The organism is Streptomyces sp. CLCI03, from assembly GCF_053615355.1.
Genome location: NZ_CM132132.1, coordinates 3374437 through 3393876 on the forward strand (window position 1 = coordinate 3374437; position 19440 = coordinate 3393876).

General features: G+C 72.2%; 22 protein-coding genes and 1 pseudogene. 10 read left to right on the plus strand and 13 right to left on the minus strand.

Annotation, left to right across the window (positions count from 1 at the left end; genetic code table 11):
- Positions 1–26: 26 nt before the first annotated feature.
- The 4 genes from ACWG52_RS15325 to ACWG52_RS15340 all read left to right on the plus strand — a co-directional run bounded on the left by ACWG52_RS15325 (position 27) and on the right by ACWG52_RS15340 (position 4746).
- Positions 27–707, plus strand: a complete 681-nt coding sequence (locus ACWG52_RS15325) for a response regulator transcription factor (RefSeq protein WP_389807768.1) — start codon at positions 27–29, stop codon at positions 705–707.
- The gene (locus ACWG52_RS15330; RefSeq protein ID WP_390169074.1) at positions 700–2052 is read left to right on the plus strand and encodes a sensor histidine kinase; all 1353 of its coding nucleotides are present in this window, start codon (positions 700–702) and stop codon (positions 2050–2052) included. The genes ACWG52_RS15325 and ACWG52_RS15330 overlap by 8 nt, the downstream gene beginning before the upstream one ends.
- Positions 2053–2128: 76 nt before the next feature.
- On the plus strand, positions 2129–3364 hold the full coding sequence (locus ACWG52_RS15335) for an LCP family protein (protein WP_389807773.1): 1236 nt from the start codon (positions 2129–2131) through the stop codon (positions 3362–3364).
- Complete coding sequence (locus ACWG52_RS15340; protein ID WP_389807776.1) at positions 3352–4746, plus strand: FtsW/RodA/SpoVE family cell cycle protein; 1395 nt, start codon at positions 3352–3354, stop codon at positions 4744–4746. The genes ACWG52_RS15335 and ACWG52_RS15340 overlap by 13 nt, the downstream gene beginning before the upstream one ends.
- A gap of 539 nt (positions 4747–5285) precedes the next feature.
- On the opposite strand, the gene ACWG52_RS15345 is transcribed toward ACWG52_RS15340, so the two are convergent.
- A complete protein-coding gene (locus ACWG52_RS15345; protein WP_389807779.1) occupies positions 5286–5492 on the minus strand; it encodes a hypothetical protein in 207 nt (68 codons plus the stop codon).
- Complete coding sequence (locus tag ACWG52_RS15350) at positions 5485–5637, minus strand: hypothetical protein (protein ID WP_389807781.1); 153 nt, start codon at positions 5635–5637, stop codon at positions 5485–5487. Before ACWG52_RS15350 ends, ACWG52_RS15345 begins: the two co-directional genes overlap by 8 nt.
- Positions 5638–5826: 189 nt before the next feature.
- Here ACWG52_RS15350 and ACWG52_RS15355 point away from each other — a divergent pair, with 189 nt between their 5' ends.
- The 4 genes and pseudogenes from ACWG52_RS15355 (at position 5827) to ACWG52_RS15370 (ending at position 8063) form a co-directional block, all read left to right on the plus strand.
- The gene (locus ACWG52_RS15355; RefSeq protein ID WP_453128915.1) at positions 5827–6588 is read left to right on the plus strand and encodes an XRE family transcriptional regulator; all 762 of its coding nucleotides are present in this window, start codon (positions 5827–5829) and stop codon (positions 6586–6588) included.
- Positions 6575–6940, plus strand: a pseudogene (locus ACWG52_RS15360) (NUDIX domain-containing protein); the annotation flags it as partial. The gene ACWG52_RS15355 and the pseudogene ACWG52_RS15360, both read left to right, overlap by 14 nt.
- Positions 6871–7620, plus strand: a complete 750-nt coding sequence (locus ACWG52_RS15365) for a UTRA domain-containing protein (RefSeq protein WP_389808247.1) — start codon at positions 6871–6873, stop codon at positions 7618–7620. The pseudogene ACWG52_RS15360 and the gene ACWG52_RS15365, both read left to right, overlap by 70 nt.
- A gap of 158 nt (positions 7621–7778) precedes the next feature.
- Positions 7779–8063: a hypothetical protein gene (locus tag ACWG52_RS15370; RefSeq protein WP_389807784.1), complete on the plus strand. Its 285-nt coding sequence runs from the start codon at positions 7779–7781 to the stop codon at positions 8061–8063.
- Between the two features lie 128 nt (positions 8064–8191).
- Here ACWG52_RS15370 and ACWG52_RS15375 read toward each other — a convergent pair whose 3' ends face one another.
- Entirely contained in the window at positions 8192–9079 is an 888-nt protein-coding gene (locus ACWG52_RS15375) for a polysaccharide deacetylase family protein (protein WP_389807786.1), read from the minus strand.
- Positions 9076–9945 (minus strand): polysaccharide deacetylase family protein, encoded by an 870-nt coding sequence (locus ACWG52_RS15380; RefSeq protein ID WP_030725860.1) that lies wholly within the window; start codon positions 9943–9945, stop codon positions 9076–9078. Before ACWG52_RS15380 ends, ACWG52_RS15375 begins: the two co-directional genes overlap by 4 nt.
- A gap of 195 nt (positions 9946–10140) precedes the next feature.
- Between ACWG52_RS15380 and ACWG52_RS15385 the strand changes: the two genes are divergently transcribed.
- Positions 10141–11331, plus strand: a complete 1191-nt coding sequence (locus tag ACWG52_RS15385; RefSeq protein ID WP_453128916.1) for a class I SAM-dependent methyltransferase — start codon at positions 10141–10143, stop codon at positions 11329–11331.
- Between the two features lie 41 nt (positions 11332–11372).
- Here ACWG52_RS15385 and ACWG52_RS15390 read toward each other — a convergent pair whose 3' ends face one another.
- The 4 genes from ACWG52_RS15390 to tsaB are packed head-to-tail and all read right to left on the minus strand — an operon-like array spanning position 11373 to position 13945.
- Positions 11373–11645: a hypothetical protein gene (locus ACWG52_RS15390; RefSeq protein WP_030725866.1), complete on the minus strand. Its 273-nt coding sequence runs from the start codon at positions 11643–11645 to the stop codon at positions 11373–11375.
- Positions 11642–12781, minus strand: a complete 1140-nt coding sequence (gene tsaD, locus ACWG52_RS15395; protein WP_453128917.1) for a tRNA (adenosine(37)-N6)-threonylcarbamoyltransferase complex transferase subunit TsaD — start codon at positions 12779–12781, stop codon at positions 11642–11644. The genes ACWG52_RS15390 and tsaD overlap by 4 nt, the downstream gene beginning before the upstream one ends.
- The gene (gene rimI, locus ACWG52_RS15400; RefSeq protein ID WP_051763744.1) at positions 12774–13253 is read right to left on the minus strand and encodes a ribosomal protein S18-alanine N-acetyltransferase; all 480 of its coding nucleotides are present in this window, start codon (positions 13251–13253) and stop codon (positions 12774–12776) included. Before rimI ends, tsaD begins: the two co-directional genes overlap by 8 nt.
- 29 nt (positions 13254–13282) lie before the next feature.
- Complete coding sequence (gene tsaB, locus ACWG52_RS15405; protein ID WP_033225084.1) at positions 13283–13945, minus strand: tRNA (adenosine(37)-N6)-threonylcarbamoyltransferase complex dimerization subunit type 1 TsaB; 663 nt, start codon at positions 13943–13945, stop codon at positions 13283–13285.
- 119 nt (positions 13946–14064) lie between these two features.
- Here tsaB and ACWG52_RS15410 point away from each other — a divergent pair, with 119 nt between their 5' ends.
- On the plus strand, positions 14065–14619 hold the full coding sequence (locus ACWG52_RS15410) for a hypothetical protein (RefSeq protein WP_030725877.1): 555 nt from the start codon (positions 14065–14067) through the stop codon (positions 14617–14619).
- A 110-nt stretch (positions 14620–14729) separates the two neighbouring features.
- On the opposite strand, the gene ACWG52_RS15415 is transcribed toward ACWG52_RS15410, so the two are convergent.
- From ACWG52_RS15415 to ACWG52_RS15435, 5 genes are all read right to left on the minus strand, one after another.
- Positions 14730–14915 carry a hypothetical protein gene (locus ACWG52_RS15415; RefSeq protein ID WP_389807794.1) on the minus strand — a complete coding sequence of 62 codons (186 nt, stop codon included), beginning with the start codon at positions 14913–14915 and terminating at the stop codon, positions 14730–14732.
- A 115-nt stretch (positions 14916–15030) separates the two neighbouring features.
- On the minus strand, positions 15031–15597 hold the full coding sequence (gene tsaE, locus ACWG52_RS15420; protein WP_267882833.1) for a tRNA (adenosine(37)-N6)-threonylcarbamoyltransferase complex ATPase subunit type 1 TsaE: 567 nt from the start codon (positions 15595–15597) through the stop codon (positions 15031–15033).
- Positions 15548–16807, minus strand: a complete 1260-nt coding sequence (locus tag ACWG52_RS15425; protein ID WP_389807796.1) for an alpha/beta fold hydrolase — start codon at positions 16805–16807, stop codon at positions 15548–15550. The genes tsaE and ACWG52_RS15425 overlap by 50 nt, the downstream gene beginning before the upstream one ends.
- Positions 16752–17888, minus strand: a complete 1137-nt coding sequence (alr, locus tag ACWG52_RS15430; RefSeq protein WP_389807799.1) for an alanine racemase — start codon at positions 17886–17888, stop codon at positions 16752–16754. Before alr ends, ACWG52_RS15425 begins: the two co-directional genes overlap by 56 nt.
- A 133-nt stretch (positions 17889–18021) precedes the next feature.
- On the minus strand, positions 18022–19431 hold the full coding sequence (locus ACWG52_RS15435) for an NAD(P)H-hydrate dehydratase (RefSeq protein ID WP_453128918.1): 1410 nt from the start codon (positions 19429–19431) through the stop codon (positions 18022–18024).
- Positions 19432–19440: the final 9 nt, after the last annotated feature.

Sequence of the window (19440 nt, forward strand, 5' to 3'; positions counted from 1 at the left end):
TTTCACCGATATGTGACGCTTGAGCCGTGCGCATCCTCGTGGTCGAAGACGAAGAAGGCCTCGCCGAATCCCTGCGGCGGGGCCTCTCCGCCGACGGGCACCGGGTCGACGTCGCCCACGACGGCCACCGCGGGCTGGACCTCGCCCTCGCCGGCGGCCCGTACGACGTCGTCCTCCTCGACCTGATGCTCCCGGGTCCCGGCGGCCACGAGATCTGCACCCGCATGCGCGCCCACGGCGACACCACCCCGGTCCTCATGCTCACCGCCCGCGACGGCGAGCACGACGAGGCCGAGGGCCTGGACTCCGGCGCCGACGACTACCTGGCCAAGCCGTTCTCCTTCGTGGTCCTGGCCGCCCGGATCCGGGCGCTGGCCCGCCGCGCCGGCACCCCCGACCGCGGCACGCTGCAGGCCGGCGACCTCGTCCTGGACCCGCAGGGCCGCCGCTGTCGTCGCGGCGACCGGGACATCGAGCTCACCGCCCGGGAACTGGGTGTGCTCGCCTGTCTGATGGAGCAGCCGGGCCGGGCCGTCGCCAAGCAGGACATCCTGGACGAGGTCTGGGACACCCCGCACGGCATCGACCCGAACATCGTGGAGGTGTACGTCTCCTCCCTGCGCAAGAAGATCGACGCCCCCTTCGGCCGCCGCTCGATCCGCACCGTCCACGGCACCGGCTACCGGATGGCCCCCGACGGTGGTTAGCGGTATCCGGGCGCGTACCGCCGCGGCCGCGGCACTGGCCATGGCCGCCGTCCTCGCCGGCGGCGGGCTGTGGCTGCACGCCCTGCTGCGGGCCAACCTCCTCGACAACACCACCGGTCGCGCCGAACTCGCCGCCCGCAAGGTCGCCGCCCAGCTCGACAACCGGACCCTGCCGCCCGGCGGACGGCTGCCCGTGCCCGAGAGCGGGGTGGACCTGGTCCTCGTACAGGACGCGGCCGGCCGGACGGTCGCCACCACCGGCGACCCGAAGCACACCCCCGACCTGACCGGCGCCCCGCTGCCCGGCCCCGGCGCGGACTCCCGGTCGGCCGTACTCCCGCCCGCACGCCCCGGCGGGGAACGCCGCGCGGTGGTCGTCGTCGAAGCTCCGGGCGCGCACCGGGTGTACGCGATGACCGTGCTCGGCGACGTGGACGACGCGACCCGAGCCGTGGCGATCGGACTCCTGGCGGGCGCGCCGCCCTTGACCGCCTTCGCCGCGGCCCTGGCCTGGTGGGTGACCGGCCGCGCGCTGCGACCGGTGAGCGCGATCCGTGCCGAACTGGCGGCGGTCACCGGGAGCGAGCTGGACCGGCGGGTTCCGGACCCGGGCGGGGCGGACGAGATCGCCCGGCTGGCCCGGACCGTCAACGACACCCTCGACCGGCTGGAGCGTTCCGACGCCCGGCAGCGGCAGTTCACCGCGGACGCCTCCCACGAGCTGCGCAACCCGCTGGCCGCCGTGCGGTCCCGGCTGGAGGTGGCCCTCGCGATGGACCGCCCCGACCGGGAATCGGTCGCGGCCGCGCTGACCGACACCGAACGGCTGCAGGCGATCGCGGCGGACCTGCTGCTGCTGGCCCGCCTCGACGGCGGACCGGCACCCCGGAGCGAGCCGGTGGACCTGGCGCTGCTGGCCGCGGAGGACGCGGCCCGGCGGGGCGGGGAGCGGGGCGGGGAGCGGGGCGGGCCGCGGGTCGCGCTACGGCTCGACGCGGGGGCGCCCGTACCGGCGTCCGGCGACCCGGCGCGGCTGGAGCGGGCCTTGGCCAACCTGGTGGACAACGCCCTGCGGTACGCCCGCGCGGAGGTGGTCGTACGGGCGGCGGAGCGCGACGGCTGGGCGGTGCTGGAGGTCACGGACGACGGCCCGGGCATCCCGGAGGCGGACCGGGACCGGGTGTTCGAGCGGTTCGTCCGCCTGGACGCGGACCGTGGCCGGGCCAGCGGCGGCACCGGGCTGGGGCTGGCCATCACCCGGGAGATCGCGCGGGCGCACGGGGGCGACGTACGCGCGCTGCCGGCGCCCACCGGGGGCGCGCGGCTGGTACTGCGCATCCCGTAGCGCCGGGACCCCCTCGTGGTTCCGCGCCGGGCGCTCTCAGGATTCCTTCAGCGCTCCTCCCCCACCATCGACAGGCATGAGCGCGCACCGGAGGAAGCCGACGACCCGATCCCGCCGCCACCCGTCCCGCCGCCGACGAGCGGCCCGCACGCTGCTGGTCTGCGGCTGCGCGCTGGTGGCCCTGACCGGGGGCGGTGCCTGGTACCTGTACCGCGACCTCGCCGCCGGCATCGGCAGCTCCAAGGCCCTCGAAGGCGCGGAGAGATCGAAGTTCGGCGACAGCAACATCCTGCTCATGGGCCTGGACAGCCGCCGGGACCAGAACGGCGAGAAGCTCCCGGCCGAGGTCCTCGACAAGCTGCACGCCGGCAGCTCGGACATCGGCGGCTACAACGCGAACACCCTGATCCTGCTGCACGTGCCCGGGGACGGCAGCCAGGCGAAGGCCTTCTCGGTGCCGCGCGACGACTTCGTCGACATACCCGGCCACGGGAAGGACAAGATCAAGAAGGCGTACGGGCTGGCGAAGGAGAAGAAGCAGGAGCAGCTCGCGGCGCGGGGGGTCGAGGACGGTCGGCACCGCGAGCAGGCCGGCCGTGAGGCGGGGCGCGCGGCACAGATCGAGACGGTGCGGAACTTCCTGGGGGTCCCGATCGATCACTTCGCCGAGCTGAACCTGGCCGGTTTCCACCACCTGGCGGACGCGCTGGGCGGCGTACCGGTGTGCCTGAACAAGGCGGTGAAGGACACGTACTCGGGCGCCGACTTCCCCGCGGGTCCGCAGACGCTCGACGGCGGACAGTCGCTCGCCTTCGTACGGCAGCGGCACGGTCTGGACGGCGGCGACCTGGACCGCACCAAGCGGCAGCAGGCCTTTCTCGCGGGCGCGGCGAAGAAGCTGAACTCGGCCGGGACCTTCACGGATCCGGCGAAGTTGATCAAGTTGCTCGACGTCGCGAAACAGGACGTGGTGACGGACGAAGGGTGGGATCTGTCGGCGTTCTTGAAGCAGGCGAAGAACCTGTCCGGAGGGAAGGTGCGCTTCACGACGCTTCCCGTCGAGCGCTTCGGAAGGAACCATGGGGAGGACATCAACGTCGTAGATGATATGAAGATAAAGCGCCTCATTGCCGAACAGATCGGACCCAAAGATTCCGCCGCCCCCGGCACACCGGGCGCCCCGTCCTCACCCTCACCCTCCCCCTCGTTCTCGCCTTCGCCCTCGTTCTCACGCGAGGCAGCACCCCCGCCGTCCTCCCCGTCCGTCCCGTCCGCCCCCCAGGACGTCGGCGGCATCCCGTGCGTGGACTGAAACCACTGACGACGGCGGTCGCCCGACGGCGCACCGAGGCGCTGCTCCTGGTCTTCGTCACCGGCATCGCCGTCTTCGGCCATGCCGCCGCGGGCCTCGCCATGAACGGCGAGCTGCCACCCAAATTCATCGACTTCGCCATCAGCATGACCCTGCTGTCGCTGGTGGGGCACCTGGGCATACGCCGGTTCGCGGCCTACGCGGACCCGCTGATCTTCCCGCTCGCCATGCTGCTGACCGGCCTGGGGCTCGTACTGATCCACCGGCTCGACCAGGGCTACATCGAGCGGTGGAACTCGGAGGCGAACGCCCCGGGCCAGCTGCTGTGGACGGTGGTCGGCGTGGCCGCCTGCATCGCGGTCCTGGCCCTGCTGCGCGACCACCGGCTGCTCCAGCGGTTCATCTACATCACGATGGCGGTCGCGCTGGTCCTGCTGATCGCGCCCGCGTTCTTCGGCGCGGACACGTACGGCGCCAAGCGGTGGATCATCCTCTTCGGCTTCTCGATCCAGCCCGGCGAGTTCGTGAAGATCATGATCGCGATCTTCTTCGCGGGCTACCTGGTCATCCACCGCGACTCGCTGGCCCTGACGGGCCGCCGGTTCCTCGGCATGCGCCTGCCTCCGATGCGGCAGCTCGGACCCATCATCACGGTGTGGATCCTCTCGATGCTGGTACTGGTCTTCGAGCGGGACCTGGGCACGTCGCTGATCTTCTTCGGCGTCTTCGTGGTGATGCTGTACGTCGCCACCGAGCGCACCAGCTGGATCGTGTGCGGCCTGGTCATGGCCTCGGCGGGCGCCTTCGTGGTCGGCTCGACGGAGCCGCACGTCAAGGCGCGCGTGGCGGCCTGGCTGAACCCGCTCTCCGTCTACTGGGAGAACCCGCCCCCGGGCATCACCTCGGACCAGTCGGCGCAGGCGCTGTTCAGCTTCGGCACGGGCGGCATCTCGGGGACCGGCCTCGGCATGGGACACCCCGAGCTGATCAAGTTCGCCGGCCGCAGCGACTTCATCCTGACGACGGTGGGCGAGGAGCTGGGCCTGGCCGGGGTGATGGCCGTACTGATCCTCTACGCGCTCCTCGTGCAGCGCGGGCTGCGCATGGCACTCGGCGCCCGCGACCCCTTCGGCAAGCTGCTGGCGGTGGGCCTGGCCGCGGCGCTGGCCTTGCAGGTCTTCGTGGTCGCCGGAGGCGTCACGGGCCTGATCCCCCTCACGGGCAAGGCCCTGCCCTTCCTGGCCAAGGGCGGCTCGTCCCTCCTGGCCAACTGGATCATGATCGCGCTGCTCCTACGCATCAGCGACAGCGCGGAACGCCAACGCGAGGCGGACAGCCACGGCCCGGTGGAAACGACGATCACCCCGGTGGTGCGGGTGTAGGGGGACGGGGCTTCGGGACGGCGGGCCCGCTCGGGCGGCGCCGGGCGGGTGCGACGGGGCTTCGGGGAGCGGGGTCCACTCGGGCGGCATCAGGGTGGGGTATGGGGGTTTCCCGTCAGTCCCATCGTCCCTCCGGGTCGGGCCGGTCCCTCAAGGGCGCTCCTTCGTCGCGTCGCTTCGCGATGGCCTGCGGCCACCCTTGACCGACCGTCCCGCCCCGGAGAAACGAAAGACTGCCGAGAAGCCCCCAAAAGAACGAGTCGGTCGAAGCTTTCAGGAACGGGGCGATCAGAGATGCCCAGGGAGATACAGGTGGGCACGGCCCCGAGGCGAGGCCCATCCGGACCACGGCCCGCGCCGGGGACGCGCATCCGATCGCTACACGCTCCCCACCTCTCAGCGTCCGACGACCGTCCTGGGCTGGACATAGGCCGCCCAGGACGCGTTGGCGCTCCTCACTCACGCGTCCGACGGCCGCCTGTGGCCGTTGCGAGGCCTGCACGGCCCTGGAGCCGGCGCCGCGCGCACGACGCCCCTCGTCAGGCAGGCTGCACATTGGCGACCGAGGTGGTGAACTCACGACCGGACGCACCACGGATGTATGCCAGCTCCATCCAGCGCTCGACGCCGGCATCGGAGACGTTCTCGTTGATCACTGCCATCAACTCGCCCTCGACACCTGAAGCGATGTCACGGACGCGGCGGCGCGGGAGTCGGTGCGGCACGTACTCGTACCGATCACTCATCCGCCACCCCGTAGGTGCCGAGGAAGCGTTCCCACCCGACCAGCGCCCGGTCCAACAGATCCGTGCCGGGCTCGTCCATCACTGCCGTCCGGACCGATGGGTCGTCTTCCCTCGTGATGAAGACCATCTCGCGGTGTCGACCCACGAAGACCACTCCTCCGTCGTGAGATCGCTGCGCGAGCGGATCTCCTCCGGGGCGTCGACTCTGGTGTAGCGAAAGAGACATGACTTGATGTTCCGTCCCTCGTCAGAGCGTTGCCACTGCGTTCACAGGACGTTTGGGACGCTCTGTCGCTACGGTTCGTACGTCCCTGACCCAGCGCGGAGGCGAACCGTGAATCATTCGCTGCGTCGAGCCATGGCGAATGCCAGGATGACCGAAGTGCAGCTCGCAGAAGCCTGTCGGGTCGACGCGAAGACGGTCGGTCGCTGGATCACCGAGCCGAATCGTGTGCCCCCTGCGCGGCACCGATGGGCGGCCTGCGAGGCATTAGGCGAGGAGGAGGCAGCCTTGTGGCCCAACGCAGTCCGGTCGGCCCTCACCACGGGGCCGGACAGAGAAATAGTCCAGGTCTTTCCCTATCGATCGGCCGCGCCGGCGAGCCTGTGGAAGTCCCTCGTGACAAAAGCGCATCGCGAGCTGGTGTTCGCCGGCTACACCAACTACTTCCTTTCGCTGGAGCAGGCCAACCCGGCAGGCGCCCTGCGCCGCAAGGCCCAGGGCGGATGCCGGGTGCGGTTCCTGATCGGTGACCCGAGCAGTCCCGTAACGGCAGCACGAGAGGCAGAGGAAGACGTACCGCTGACCCTTTCCACGCGCATCGCCGTGACCCTGAGCGAGCTGGAGAAGCTACGCGACGTCAGTGGTATCGAAGGCCGTTTCGAAACCGGGCACGTCAACCTTTCCGTCTTCCGGTTCGACGACGAGATGATCGTTACTCCCATCCTCGCCCGCAGGGTCGGCCATGGTTCACCGATGATGCACCTGCGGCGCAGACAGGCGGATGGAATGTTCGACCGGTTCGCCGCTCATGTGGAAGAGCTGTGGAGCCGTGGACGTGACATCCGGGAGGAGGGTCGTGATGGCCCGGCGTGACTACGAGGACGACCCCGAAGCCCCCGAAGCGAACAACCTGGTGCCGGCCGCTTCCGCGATCGTCGTCGACGGCGACGGCCGGGTATTGCTGCAGCGACGTACGGACAACGGGATGTGGGCCCTGCCCGGCGGAAGGATGGAACTCGGGGAGAGCATCGGCGAATGCGCGGTCCGGGAGACACTTGAGGAGACCGGCATCACGGTCGAGATCGCCGGGATCGTCGGTACGTACACGAACCCCGGACACGTCTTCGCCTATGACAACGGGGAAGTCCGTCAGGAATTCTCGATCTGCCTTCTCGCCCACCCCACCGGCGGAACCCTCAGGACGTCCGACGAGTCTTTCGAAGTCGCGTGGTTCACCCCCGAAGCGACCGAGAACCTCCCGATGGTGCCCAGCATCCGCAAACGCATCAACGACTGGCGAGCGGCCGACGGCCCTGTCGTGCGCTGACCTCAAGGAGTGGTTTCATGACCGGCCAGGACATCTCAGGCCGATCGTTCAGGCCCCTGCGGCGGCGCGGTATTCAGCGGCTGGCGCAGGAGCGGTGGGGATCGGGACGTTCCGTCTGGTCCACCGATACCGAGGATCGAGAGCTGGTCGTCGATCAGATCGAGGTACGTGAGGAAGATGCGAACGGGCGAGTCTGCGACGTGCTCGGCGTTGCGACGGGGACTCGGGTGTGGGCGCGCAGCCGCCGCTTCGTGCTCGACGGCAAGCCCGTGCTGTTCGCGATGTCGTACCTGCCGTCGGACGTCGTCGCGGACTCGGCCATCACGCAGGTCGACACCGGCCCCGGTGGGGCGTACGCGCGGCTGGCCGAACTGGGGCATGCGCCCGTGCATTTCCGGGAGGAGGTCCGGTCCCGGATGCCTTCGGCGGACGAGGCCGAGCGGCTCTCGCTCTCCATGGGCACACCCGTCATCCACATCGTCCGCACCGCGTTCGCCGAAGGTGGGCGGGTCGTCGAGGTCAACGAGATGACGCTGGACTCCGCCTCCTACGTGCTGGAGTACGACTTCGACGCCTAGACGACCGGCTGCGGTGGCGGGACCGGGCGAGAACCCTTGTCTGCTCCAGGCGGGCCGCGTCCCTTCCGGTGACAACCGGGCGCCTCGTGCGCCAAGTACGCGCCGGTCCGGGTACGTCCTCTTCGCAACGACGCCGACCACCGTTGAGGAGATCGACCATGTACGCAGCTGTCCGGCGGTATGAAGGCGTGACCGACCCGGCCGAGGCCGGGCGCATCGTCGACGAGGGGTTCGTGCCGATCATGCGGCAGGTCGCCGGATTCGTGGCGTACTTCTGGGTCGACGCCGGAGGCGGGGTGATGGTGTCCACCAGCGTCTTCCGGGACCGTGCGGGCGCCGACGAGTCGATCGAGCGGGCGGCGGACTTCGTACGCGCCAACCTGGCCCAGTACCTGCCCAACCCGCCGCAGGTCACAGCCGGCGAGGTCGTCGCCTCCGCCTAGCCGTCGGAACGAGGCCGCGGGCCACCTGTGTCCGGCCCAGGACGGGCTGGAGACGCTGAGAGGTGGGGAGCGCGTAGCGATCGGACGCGCTCCCCCGAAGCCGCCGCCCCGCCCCGCCTCTCCCCGCCCTACAAGTAGTCCTCCAGCCGCCCGATCCGGTAGCCCTGTTCCTGGATGCGCTGGAGCATGCGCGTCGTCATCTGGGTTTCCGTCGTGCCCTTGAGCTCACCGGGGCCGCGGAAGTGGGCCAGGATGATGTCGCCCGGCTTGAGGGCGGAGCCCTCGGCGTACTGGAAGTTGTTGATCTGCATCGAGACCCGCCACAGCACCAGGGACGAGACTCCGCACTCCGAGGCCGCCCGGAGGGTGTCGTCGTTGTAGTTGCCGAAGGGCGGGCGGAAAAGCGGCGGGCGCCGGCCGAAGCGCTTCTCCAGGCGTTCCTGCTGGCCGCATATCTCCTTCTTCTGCCCCTCGAAGGAGAGGGTGCGCAGATTCGGGTGCGTCAGCGTGTGGTTGTTTATCGTGCTCGCGGAGCCGTTGTCGCGGATCTTCTCGAAGTGTCCGTAGTCCGCCGAGGCCACGCTGTCCGTGAGGAACATGCTGATCGGCAGCTTGAGGTCGGCCGCCATCTTCAGGAACTCGGGGTCCTTCTCCGCACCGTCGTCGAAGGTCAGGAAGACGACCTTGTCGTCGGCCGGGACGGGTATTCGGTCTATCACGGGGACCTTGCCCGGCCCGGTCTTCGGGATCTGCGGTTTCCGGGCCGGCTTGGGCGCGTACTGGAGGGGGGCCGTCAGGCCCCACTTCTTGTACGCCTCGTCGGATGCGCCCCCCGGCGCCGGCGACGGCGACCGCGACGCCGTCGACGGCGTGGCGCCGTCCGCCCCGGCCGTCGGCTGCGCCGTCTTGGCGGCCAGTCGTTCGGTGGGGTCCGCGCTGTCCCCGCACCCCGTCAGGGACAGCGCGAGCGCGCCGGCCGCCAGCGTTCCGGCTACCAACCGGCGCGCGTGCTTCACAGATAGTCCTCCAGGCGAGCCACGGCGTATCCCTTGTCCGTGACGGTCTTCATGACATGACGGATCATGTCAGGCATCGTGCCCTTCCAGTCCTCCTTGCCCCGGAAGTGAGTGAGGATGATGTCACCGGGGTGCAGATCGCGGTCCCATTCCCGGTAGTCCATCCGATTGGTGAACGCCTCCGCGTTCCACAACGGGACCGCCTTGATGCCGCAGGACTTCGCCGCGCGCAGGGTGTCCTGGTTGTAGTTGCCGTACGGCGGCCGGAAGAGGGTCGGTCGCTTGCCGAACTGCTTCTGGATCGTGTCCTGCTGGCCGCAGATCTCCTCGCGCTGCTGCTCGTAGGACAGGCCGGGCATGTAGCGGTGGTTGAGCGTGTGGTTGTTCAGGGTGACGCCCGCGTCCTGCATCTTCTTGAAGTACGGGTAGTTGTCCCGTACGACGTAGTCGCTGAGGAAGGCCGTGTACGGGATCTTCAGCTCCTGCATCATCTTCAGGAACTCGGGGTCCTTCTCCGAGCCGTCGTCGATCGTCAGGAAGACGACCTTGTCCTCGGTCGGGACGGTGGTGAAGACGTTCGGGTACTCCTCCTGGTCCTCCACCTCGAAGCCGTCGCGCGTGTGGATCTCGGGCTTCTCCTTCGGTGCCGGCGGGGCGGCGAGCGGGGTCTTGCGCAGTCCCCACTTCTTGGCCGCGACGACGCGCGCCTGTTGGGCCGCCTTGGCCTTCTCGGCGGCGCTGAGGGCGCCCGCGGCGCCCGCCTCCGCAGCCTTGGCGGCCTTCTCCTTCGCGGCCTTGTCCGGCCCGGAGTCCCCGGAGCCGCACGCCGTACCGAGGGCGGCGACGAGCAGGGCCGCCACGGCCACCCCGAACCGGCCGCGCGGACCTGCCGCGTACCGGTGACCCTGTTGCGACTTATTTCCCTTTTGTCGTACTAGCTGCATAGCAGCGCATCCTGACACCCGACACACGGTCTCCCCGGAAGACACCGCGAACGCGGTCCCACCTTCCTTCGACTGGCCCACACCGGCCGCGTCCGCCCCGTCGCCGACAATGGACCCGTGACCCCCGAAGACTTCGCCGCCCTCCTCACCCCCGAGGGCCGCGCCCTCCTCGACTCGCTCCGCGACCACGACCCCGCGCAGGAGCTGGCCCTCGCCACCCGGCTGCGCCGCGAGCACCCCGCCGCCCTGGTCTCCGCCGCGCTCGGGCAGGCCCGGCTGCGGCAGCGCGCGGTGGCGAAGTTCGGCGCCGAGGACGCCTTCCGGATGTACTTCACGCCCGGCGGCGGGGAGATGGCCACCCGCGCGTCCGTGGCCTCGTACCGGGCCGAGCGGCTCGCCGCCCTCGGCGTACGCAGCCTCGCGGACCTGTGCTGCGGCATCGGCGGCGACGCCCTCGCGCCGGCCCGGCTCGGCATCCGGGTGCTCGCGGTGGACCACGACCCGCTCACGGTCGCCGTCGCGCGCGCCAACGCCGAGGCGTTGGGCCTGGCGGACCTGATCGAGGTCCGGGAGGCGGACGTGGCGGAGGTGGACACCGCCGGCTACGACGCCGTCTTCATCGACCCGGCCCGGCGCGGGGGCCGCGGCCGGATCTTCGACCCGGAATCCTACTCACCACCGCTGTCGTGGGCGGTGGAGACGGCCCGGGCGGCGAAGTACGCCGCCATCAAGATCGCGCCCGGGATCCCGCACGAGGCCGTGCCCGCGGAGGCCGAGGCCGAGTGGGTCTCCGACCAGGGGGAGGTCAAGGAGGCCGTGCTCTGGTTCGGGACCGCGCCGGGGACCGTGCGCGCCACCCTGCTCCCCGGGCCGCGCGAGCTGCACACCACCGATCCGCTGCCGGATCCGGAGGCCGGACCGGTCGGCCGCTGGCTCTACGAGCCCGACGGCGCCGTCATCCGCGCCCATCTGGTCGCCGAGGTCGCCGAGCAGCTGGACGGGCGGCTGATCGACCCGACCATCGCCTACATCACCGCCGACGAGCTGCGCGCGACGCCGTACGCGACGGCGTACGAGATCACCGATGTGCTGCCCTTCGGCCTGAAGAAGCTGAAGGCGCTGCTGCGCGAGCGCGGCGTCGGGATCCTGACCGTGAAGAAGCGCGGCTCGGCGATCGAGCCCGAGGAACTGCGCAGGAAGGTCAAGCCGCAGGGACCGAACTCCGCGACCGTCTTCCTGACCCGGGTGGCGGGTGCCCCCTCGATGCTGATCGGCGCCCCTGCGCCGGCCCCCGCCGACACCCCTTAGCCCTGGGCACCGGGCCTGACCCGGCCGCGGCTCCGGCCCGCTCAGCCGCCGTCGACCTCCACCGATTCGAAGCGCCAGCGGTGCACCGCTCGGGTGATCAGGTCGGCGGCGGGTTCCGGCAGCTCGGGAAGGTCGGCCGCGACGCCCTCGGCGGCCTCCCACCAGGTGATCACGAGCACCCGGTCCTGCGGGGCCCGGAACACTTCGCGGCGCACCGGCTCCCGGGCGAGGACCTGGGCGCGGGCCCACTCCAGCAGCTCGTTGCCCCGGCCGTCGGCGGCCCGGGCCTCCCACATCAGCGCGACGGTGCTCACGAGTACAGGTTGTCCTTGCTCAGTTCGTGCACGTGGTCGTGGTCGTGATCGTGACTGTGCCCGTGGCCGTTCCCGCTCCCGTGCTCGTGCGCGGTGCCCGGCACGTGCGGGTCCGTCACCGGCAGCGAGGAGTCGGCCGACAGGTCCCAGTCCGAGGCGGGCCGGTTCCGCTTGACCATCTCCGCGCCCAGGGCCGCGACCATCGCGCCGTTGTCGGTGCACAGCTTCGGCCGCGGCACCCGCAGGATGATCCCCGCGTCGTCGCACCGCTCCTGCGCCAGCGAGCGCAGCCGCGAATTGGCCGCGACACCGCCGCCGATCATCAGGTGGTCGACGCCCTCGTCCTTGCACGCGCGAATCGCCTTGCGCGTCAGCACGTCCACCACGGCCTCCTGGAAGGACGCCGCCACATCGCGCACCGGGACCTCCTCGCCCGCCTTCCGCTTCGCCTCGATCCAGCGGGCGACGGCCGTCTTGAGGCCGGAGAAGGAGAAGTCGTACGCGGCGTCGCGCGGGCCCGTCAGGCCGCGCGGGAAGTTGATCGCCTTCGGGTCGCCCTCGCGTGCGAGCCGGTCGATGACCGGGCCGCCGGGGAAGCCCAGCTGGAGCACGCGTGCGATCTTGTCGAAGGCCTCGCCCGCCGCGTCGTCGATGGTCGCGCCGAGCGGCCGTACGTCGGAGGTGATGTCCGGGGCCAGCAGCAGCGAGGAGTGCCCGCCGGACACCAGCAGCGCCATCGTGGGTTCCGGCAGCGGCCCGTGCTCCAGCTGGTCCACGCAGATGTGGGAGGCGAGGTGGTTCACCCCGTAGAGCGGCTTGCCGAGCGCGTAGGCGTAGGCCTTGGCCGCCGAGACGCCCACGAGCAGCGCGCCCGCGAGGCCGGGACCGGCGGTGACGGCGATGCCGTCGAGGTCGCGGGCGCTGACCCCGGCCTCCTTCAGGGCGCGTTCGATGGTGGGGACCATCGCCTCCAGATGGGCCCGCGAGGCCACCTCGGGCACGACGCCGCCGAAGCGGGCGTGCTCGTCGACGCTCGACGCGATCGCGTCCGCGAGCAGGGTGGTGCCGCGGACGACGCCGACGCCGGTCTCGTCGCAGGAGGTCTCGATGCCGAGGACGAGCGGTTCGTCAGCCATTGCTCTCACTGCTCTCAGTTCGTGCTTGTGCGGGGTCGGTCAGTCGCATGACGAGCGCGTCGACGTTGCCGGGCTGGTAGTAGCCGCGCCGGAAGCCGATGGGCTCGAAGCCGAAGCGCTCGTAGAGCTTCTGGGCGCGGGTGTTGTCCACCCGTACCTCCAGCAGCACCTCGGCGCACTCGAACGCGGTGGCGGCGCGCAGCAGGTCGGTCAGGAGCCGGGCGCCGAGCCCGGTCCCCCACTGGTCGCGGGCGGCCGCGATGGTCTGTACGTCGGCCAGGTCACCGGCGGCGGCCAGTCCGGCGTAGCCCACCAGACGGCCCGCCGCGTCCTCGGCGACGATGTAGTGGCGCGTGGCCTGGGGGCCTCGGGCGTGGGCGAGTTCTGACCAGAACATGCCGGCGGACCAGGCGTCCTCGGGGAACAGCTCGTGCTCCAGTTCCAGCACGGGCCCGATGTCCCACCAGCGCATCGCACGCACGGTGTGGGGGGTCGCCGGGGTCACTGTGGGGTGACCACCTTGTAGTTCTTCGGCACCTGGGCGTCGGGCCGGCGCAGGTAGAGCGGGGTCGGAGGCAGGAACTCCAGGCCCGCCGCCAGGCGTTCCGCGGCCAGCGAGGCCATGGCGGCGGCCGACTGGTGCTCGGGGTTCCGGGCGTCCGTGAAGACCTCGGGGTAGAGGAGCGCGCCCTGGCCCACGGCGGGCAGGCCCGCGACCTGCTCGGCGATGTCGGCGGGGCGGTCCACGGCCGGCTCGCCGACGCGCGTGCGCGGGTCCTCGTACCGGGCCCAGTAGACCTCCTTGCGCCGCGCGTCGGTGGCGACGACGAAGGGGCCTTCGATGCCGGCGGCGCCCGCGGCGTACGCGAGGCCGTCGAGCGTGCACAGGCCGTGCACGGGCACGCCCAGCACGGCGGCGAAGGTGGAGGCGGTGACGAGGCCGACGCGCAGCCCGGTGTAGGGGCCGGGGCCGACCCCGACGACGACGCCGGTGACGGCTTCGAGCGTGACCCCGGCCTCGGCGAGGACCTTGTCCACGGAGGGCAGCAGGAGCTCCCCGTGGCGGCGGGCGTCGACCTGGTTCGACTCGGCGACGACGGACTCACCGTCGTGCAGGGCGACGGTGACGGCGGGCGTGGCGGTATCTACGGCGAGCAAGAGCACGCGAACAGCCTACGACTCCGGCGGCCGCACCCCTTGCGGCCGGTCTCGGAGCAGGGCGGCTGCTACCTTTCGACGGGGTACCTGACGTGGTATCGGTCGGCGCGGAAAGGTGGAGCAAGGTGGCACGCAGCAGCTCGGGAATCGTGGCCGGGCTCACCGCCGCGGCAGTGGCCGTCGTCGGCTTCCTCGGCTACCAGGCTTCCGCCACGGCTCCCGCGCACCCTCCGAAGGCGGCCGCGCAGGAGCCGGCCCCCGCCGCGAGCCCGGCCGCCAAGCAGGATCCGGCGAAGCCGGTGGCCGTGCCCGAGGGTTCCGGCACCGGGGTGCGCGTCGTGTACTCGGTGGGTCAGAAGCGGGTGTGGCTGGTGGGCGACCCCGCGCAGCCGCCGAAGTCGTTCACGGTGATGCCGAGCACGGTGCACCCGAAGCCGGGCACGTACACGGTCGGTTCGCGCTCGGGTTCGGTCACCGGGTCGGACGGTGTACCGATCGAGCACGTCGTGCGGTTCGCGAGTACGGAGGGTGTGGCGGTCGGTTTCAGCGCCCGTACGGACGGCGCGCTGCCGGAGCCCGACCCGAACAAGAAGACCGGCGGCATCCGGATGACCCGTGCCGACGGCGACGCGATGTGGGCGTTCGCGACGATCGCCGCGAAGGTCGTCGTCGTTCCCTGACGGACCGCTGACGGATCACGGGCGGGGCGCCCGCTCATTCACCCGACCGGGTGATGCGCCGGGACAGCCACGACGTCCGGGACGCCCGCGGGCCACTGCCGGGACGCCCCTCAGGCCGCTTCGGACTCCGGAGCGGCCTCTTCGTGTGCCGTGTCCACGGGCCCGATCGGGCGCGTGGCGTACTCCCGCGCGGGTGGGGTCGAGACGGCGGTGGCGGCCACGCCGGCGGCGAGGAGCGTCCACATGGAGACGGTGGACGGGCGGGGTTCGCGATGTGCTCCTGCTGGTGCCGACATGGCTGCCTCCTGGACCCGGGACACCGTGCTTAGGCATACCTAAGAAACTCTCGGTACCATGTCACCACGAGGGCCGCCGACAGCGCAATATCTTGCCGACGAGTTGTCGGTACGTTTACTCCGAGAGGGCCCCGGCCAGGGCGTCGAGTCCGGCGCCGGCGCTCCAGCGCTCCCCGACCCCGCGCACCAGGACCTCTCGTACGTCGTCCAGGACCTCCTCGTGGCCCACCGCCCGCGCGATCACCACGTGCAGCCGGTCGTCGGAGAGCTCCTCCACCTTGCCGTCGCCCCACTCCACGACGACCACGGACTCGGGCAGCGAGACGTCGAGGTCGAGGTCCTCCATCTCGTCCAGCCCGCCGCCCAGGCGGTACGCGTCCACGTGCACCAGCGCCGGTCCGCCGGTCAGTGAGGGGTGCACGCGGGCGATCACGAAGGTCGGCGAGGTCACGGCCCCGCGCACGCCCAGGCCCTCGCCGAGGCCCCGGGTGAGCGTGGTCTTGCCCGCGCCCAGCTCGCCGGTCAGCAGGACGAGGTCGCCGGGGCGCAGCAGGGCGGCGATCCTGCGGCCCAACTCCTGCATGGCGTCCGGGGAGTCGATGGTGATCCGGGTCTCCGCGCCGGCCGCGGCCTCAGGTGCCGGCGCCTGGCTGCGCTGTGCTTCCAGCGGTACTTCTTCCATGCCCGCCAACGTTAGTCGCTGCGGGGAGGGCCGCCGCCCCGGTGCGCGCCAGCAGCTCGGTGAGCAGCCGCGTCACGGTCTCCGGGCGTTCCAGCATCATCAGGTGCCCGGTGGACTCCAGGACCACGAGGTCGGCGCCGGGGAGCGCCTCCTTGATGGCGACGCTGTGCGCGGCCGGGGTGATCATGTCCTTGTCCCCGGCGATGACCGTGACCGGCAGGTCCGCGAACAGCTGGAGCGCGGAGGTCTTGTCGTGGGTCTGGAAGGCCGGGTAGAACTCGGCGACCACGTCGATGGGCGTGGCCTCGATCAGCCGCTCGGCGAACCGCGCGACGCCCGGGTCCACGTCCCGGGAGCCGAACGAGTACATCTTGATCATTCCGGCGAAGAGGTCCGCGGTCGCCCGCCGGCCCTTCTCCACCAGCTCCACCTGCGAGCCGAGCGCCTTGAGCACGCCCGGCAGGATCCGGCGCACGGCGCCCATGCCGACGGCCGGAAGCCCGTAGGTCACCTCGCCGAGCCGGCCGCTGGACGTGCCGACCAGGGCGACGCCGACGACGCGGTCGCGCACGAGCTCGGGATACTGCTCGGCGAATCCCATGATGGTCATGCCGCCCATCGAGTGACCCACCAGGATCAGCGGCCCCTCGGGGGCGGTCGCGTCGATGACGGCCTTGAGGTCCCGGCCGAGCTGGTCGATGCTCACCGGCTCGCCGTCCGCCTGGGCGAGGCCGCGGGCGCTGCGGCCGTGGCTGCGCTGGTCCCAGTAGACCGCGCGGACCACGCCGCGCAGGGCGGCGCGCTGGAAGTGCCAGGAGTCCTGGCCGAGGCAGTAGCCGTGACAGAAGACGACGGTGGCCTGGGGTTCGGCCTTGCGCCGCAGCCGCCGCCGTTTGCCGTCCTCGGGGAGCTCGTCGACCTCGTAGTAGAGCTCGGTGGCGTCCTCGGCCCGGCAGATCCCCTCGGCGCCGCGCAGGGAGCCGTAGTCCCCGGCCGCGTCGAGGGCCAGGCGTGCCTTCATCCGCATGCCGCGCCCGACGGTGATCCGTTCGACCGCGACACCGGCCGCCGCGCCCGCGGCTATCACGCCGATGGCGGCGCCCGCCCAGCCGGCCTTGCGCCAGTTCTCGCTCACGCCGCCGCCCTCACTCCGCTCAGCCGCCCAGGTACACCCGGGGTACACGTGCACCGATACGGGTGACGATCTCATACGCGATCGTGTGCGCCGCTCGTGCCCAGTCCTCGGCGGTCGGTTCACCGCGCTCCGCGTCCCCGAAGATGACGGCCTCGTCACCCGCGCGGGCGTGGTCCTCCCCCAAGTCGACCACGAACTGGTCCATCGCGACGCGCCCGGCGACCTGGCGGATCCTGCCGCCGACGAGCACCGGGCCGAGGCCGGAGGCCTGCCGCGGGATGCCGTCGGCGTAGCCGGCCGGGATCAGCGCGAGGTTCGTCTCGGTGTCGGTGACGTAGTGGTGGCCGTAGCTCACGCCGTGCCCGGCGGGGACCGTCTTGACCAGCGCGAGGGAGGCCTTGAGGGTCATCGCGGGCCGCAGGCCCAGCTGGGCCGGGGTGCCGAGCTCGGGGGCGGGCGAGACCCCGTAGACGGCCAGCCCGCAGCGCACCAGGTCGAAGTGCGACTCGGGCAGGGTGAGGGTGGCCGGCGAGTTGGCGATGTGCCGGACCTCGGGCTCGACGCCCTCCTTCTCGGCGTACGCGAGCATGTCGCGGAAGGCGGCCAGCTGGAGCTGGATCGAGGGGTGCCCGGGCTCGTCGGCGCAGGCGAAGTGCGACCAGAGGCCGGTGACCTGGACGGTTCCTTCGGCCTGGGCGGCGACGGCCGCCGCGACCAGGGCCTCCCAGTCGGCGGGCTGGCAGCCGTTGCGGCCGAGGCCGGTGTCGGCCTTGAGCTGGATGCGCGCGGTGCGGCCGGCCGCGCGGGCGGCCCGGCGCACCTCGTCGAGGGCCCACATTCCGCTGACGGAGACGTCGATGTCGGCCTCGACGGCCTCCCGCCAGGGCCCGCCGGGGGTCCAGAGCCAGCACATCAGGCGCCCCTGGATCCCGGCGGCGCGCAGCGCGAGGGCCTCGTCGGGCGTGGCGGTACCGAGCCAGGTGGCCCCGGCCTCCTGGGCGGCCCGGGCGCACCGCAGGGCGCCGTGCCCATAGGCATTCGCCTTGACCACGGCCATCAATGCGGCTCGGGGCGCCCGCTCGCGCAGTGCGCGCACGTTCGCCCGTACGGCGTCAAGATCGATCTCGGCGTACACGCGCGTCGCTGTCTCGTTCATCGGGGTCAGTCTCTCAGAACCCCCGCCAGGGCCTGCGGGGGCTGGCCCAACCGGTCACCGCGCTTCCGCCACGGGGGCCGGTGGACGCGGCGCCGCCGCCGCGCGGAGCCGCTCCCCGCGGCCCTTCTCGCCGTCAGGGGCGGCGGGTGTCGCGCCAGGCCTCCGGGAGGGCTTCGGCGACCTGGTGGGCCAGCAGGGGGCCGCCGACGCGGCGCGCCGCCAGGCCGTGGAGGTACGCGCCCACCGCGCCCGCGTCCGCCCCGGACAGCCCGCCCGCCAGGAGCGACCCGGCCAGCCCGGACAGCACGTCGCCGCTGCCCGCGGTGGCCAGCCACGGGGTGCCCGTCGGGTTCACCCGAACGGTGCTCTCCGCATCGGAGGCGACCAGGGTCGTCGAACCCTTCAACAGCACCGCCGCCCCGTACCGCCGCGCCAGCGCCCGTACGGCGTCCAGCCGGCCCGCCTCCACCGTCTTGCGCTCCACCCCCAGCAGCGCCGCCGCCTCCCCCGCGTGCGGGGTCAGCAGGGTGGGGGCCGTCCGGGCCCGCAGCGCCGCCGGGTCCAGTCCGCGCAGCCCGTCCGCGTCGACCAGCACCGCCGTGTCCCCCGCCAGCAGTTCCGCGACCTCCCCCGCGCGCCCCTCGCCCAGCCCCGGGCCGACCACCCACGCCTGCACCCGGCCGGGCCCGATCAGTGTCTCGGGGTAGCGGGCGAGCACCGCCTCCTGGGCGGCCGCCGGCCCCACGTACCGCACCGCTCCCGCGCCCCCGCGCAGCGCCCCCGCCACGGCGAGCACCGCCGCGCCGGGGTACCGGGCGGACCCGGCGACGATCCCGACCACGCCCCGCCGGTACTTGTCGCTCGTCGCCGTCGGCTCCGGCAGCAGCCTCGCCACATCCGCGTGCTGCAGCGCCTGCACCTGCGGCGACGGGAGTTCCAGCCCGATGTCGACGAGGTGCACCGCGCCCGCCCGCGAGGCCCCGGGGTCGATCAGCAGGCCGGGCTTGTACGCCCCGAAGGTCACCGTCACCGCGGCGGTCACGGCCGGACCCGCCACCTCCCCGGTGTCCGCGTCGACCCCGCTCGGCAGGTCCACCGCGACCACGGGGACCCCCGGCGGGACGCCCTCCACCAGGGCCGCGGCCGCCGGGCGCAGGCCGCCCTTGCCGCCGATCCCGAGCAGCCCGTCCAGGACGAGGTCCGCCCGCTGCGGTACGGCCCGTTCCACCCGTCCACCGGCGGCCCGTAGCGCGGCCAGCCCGCCCGGGTGCATCCGCTCGGGGTCCATCGGCACGGCCGTCACCCCGGCCCCGCGCCGGGCCAGCCGGGCACCCGCGTACAGCGCGTCGCCGCCGTTGTCCCCGGGGCCGACGAGCAGCACGACCCGGGCCCCGTAGACCCCGCCGCGGGCCCGCCGCAGCAGCCCGGCGCAGGCGGCGGCGAGGCCGGCCGCCGCCCGCTGCATCAGGGCGCCTTCGGGCAGCCGGGCCATGAGCTCGCGCTCGGCGGCCCGTACGGTCTCCACGCTGTGAGCAGTGCGCACGGACTACCC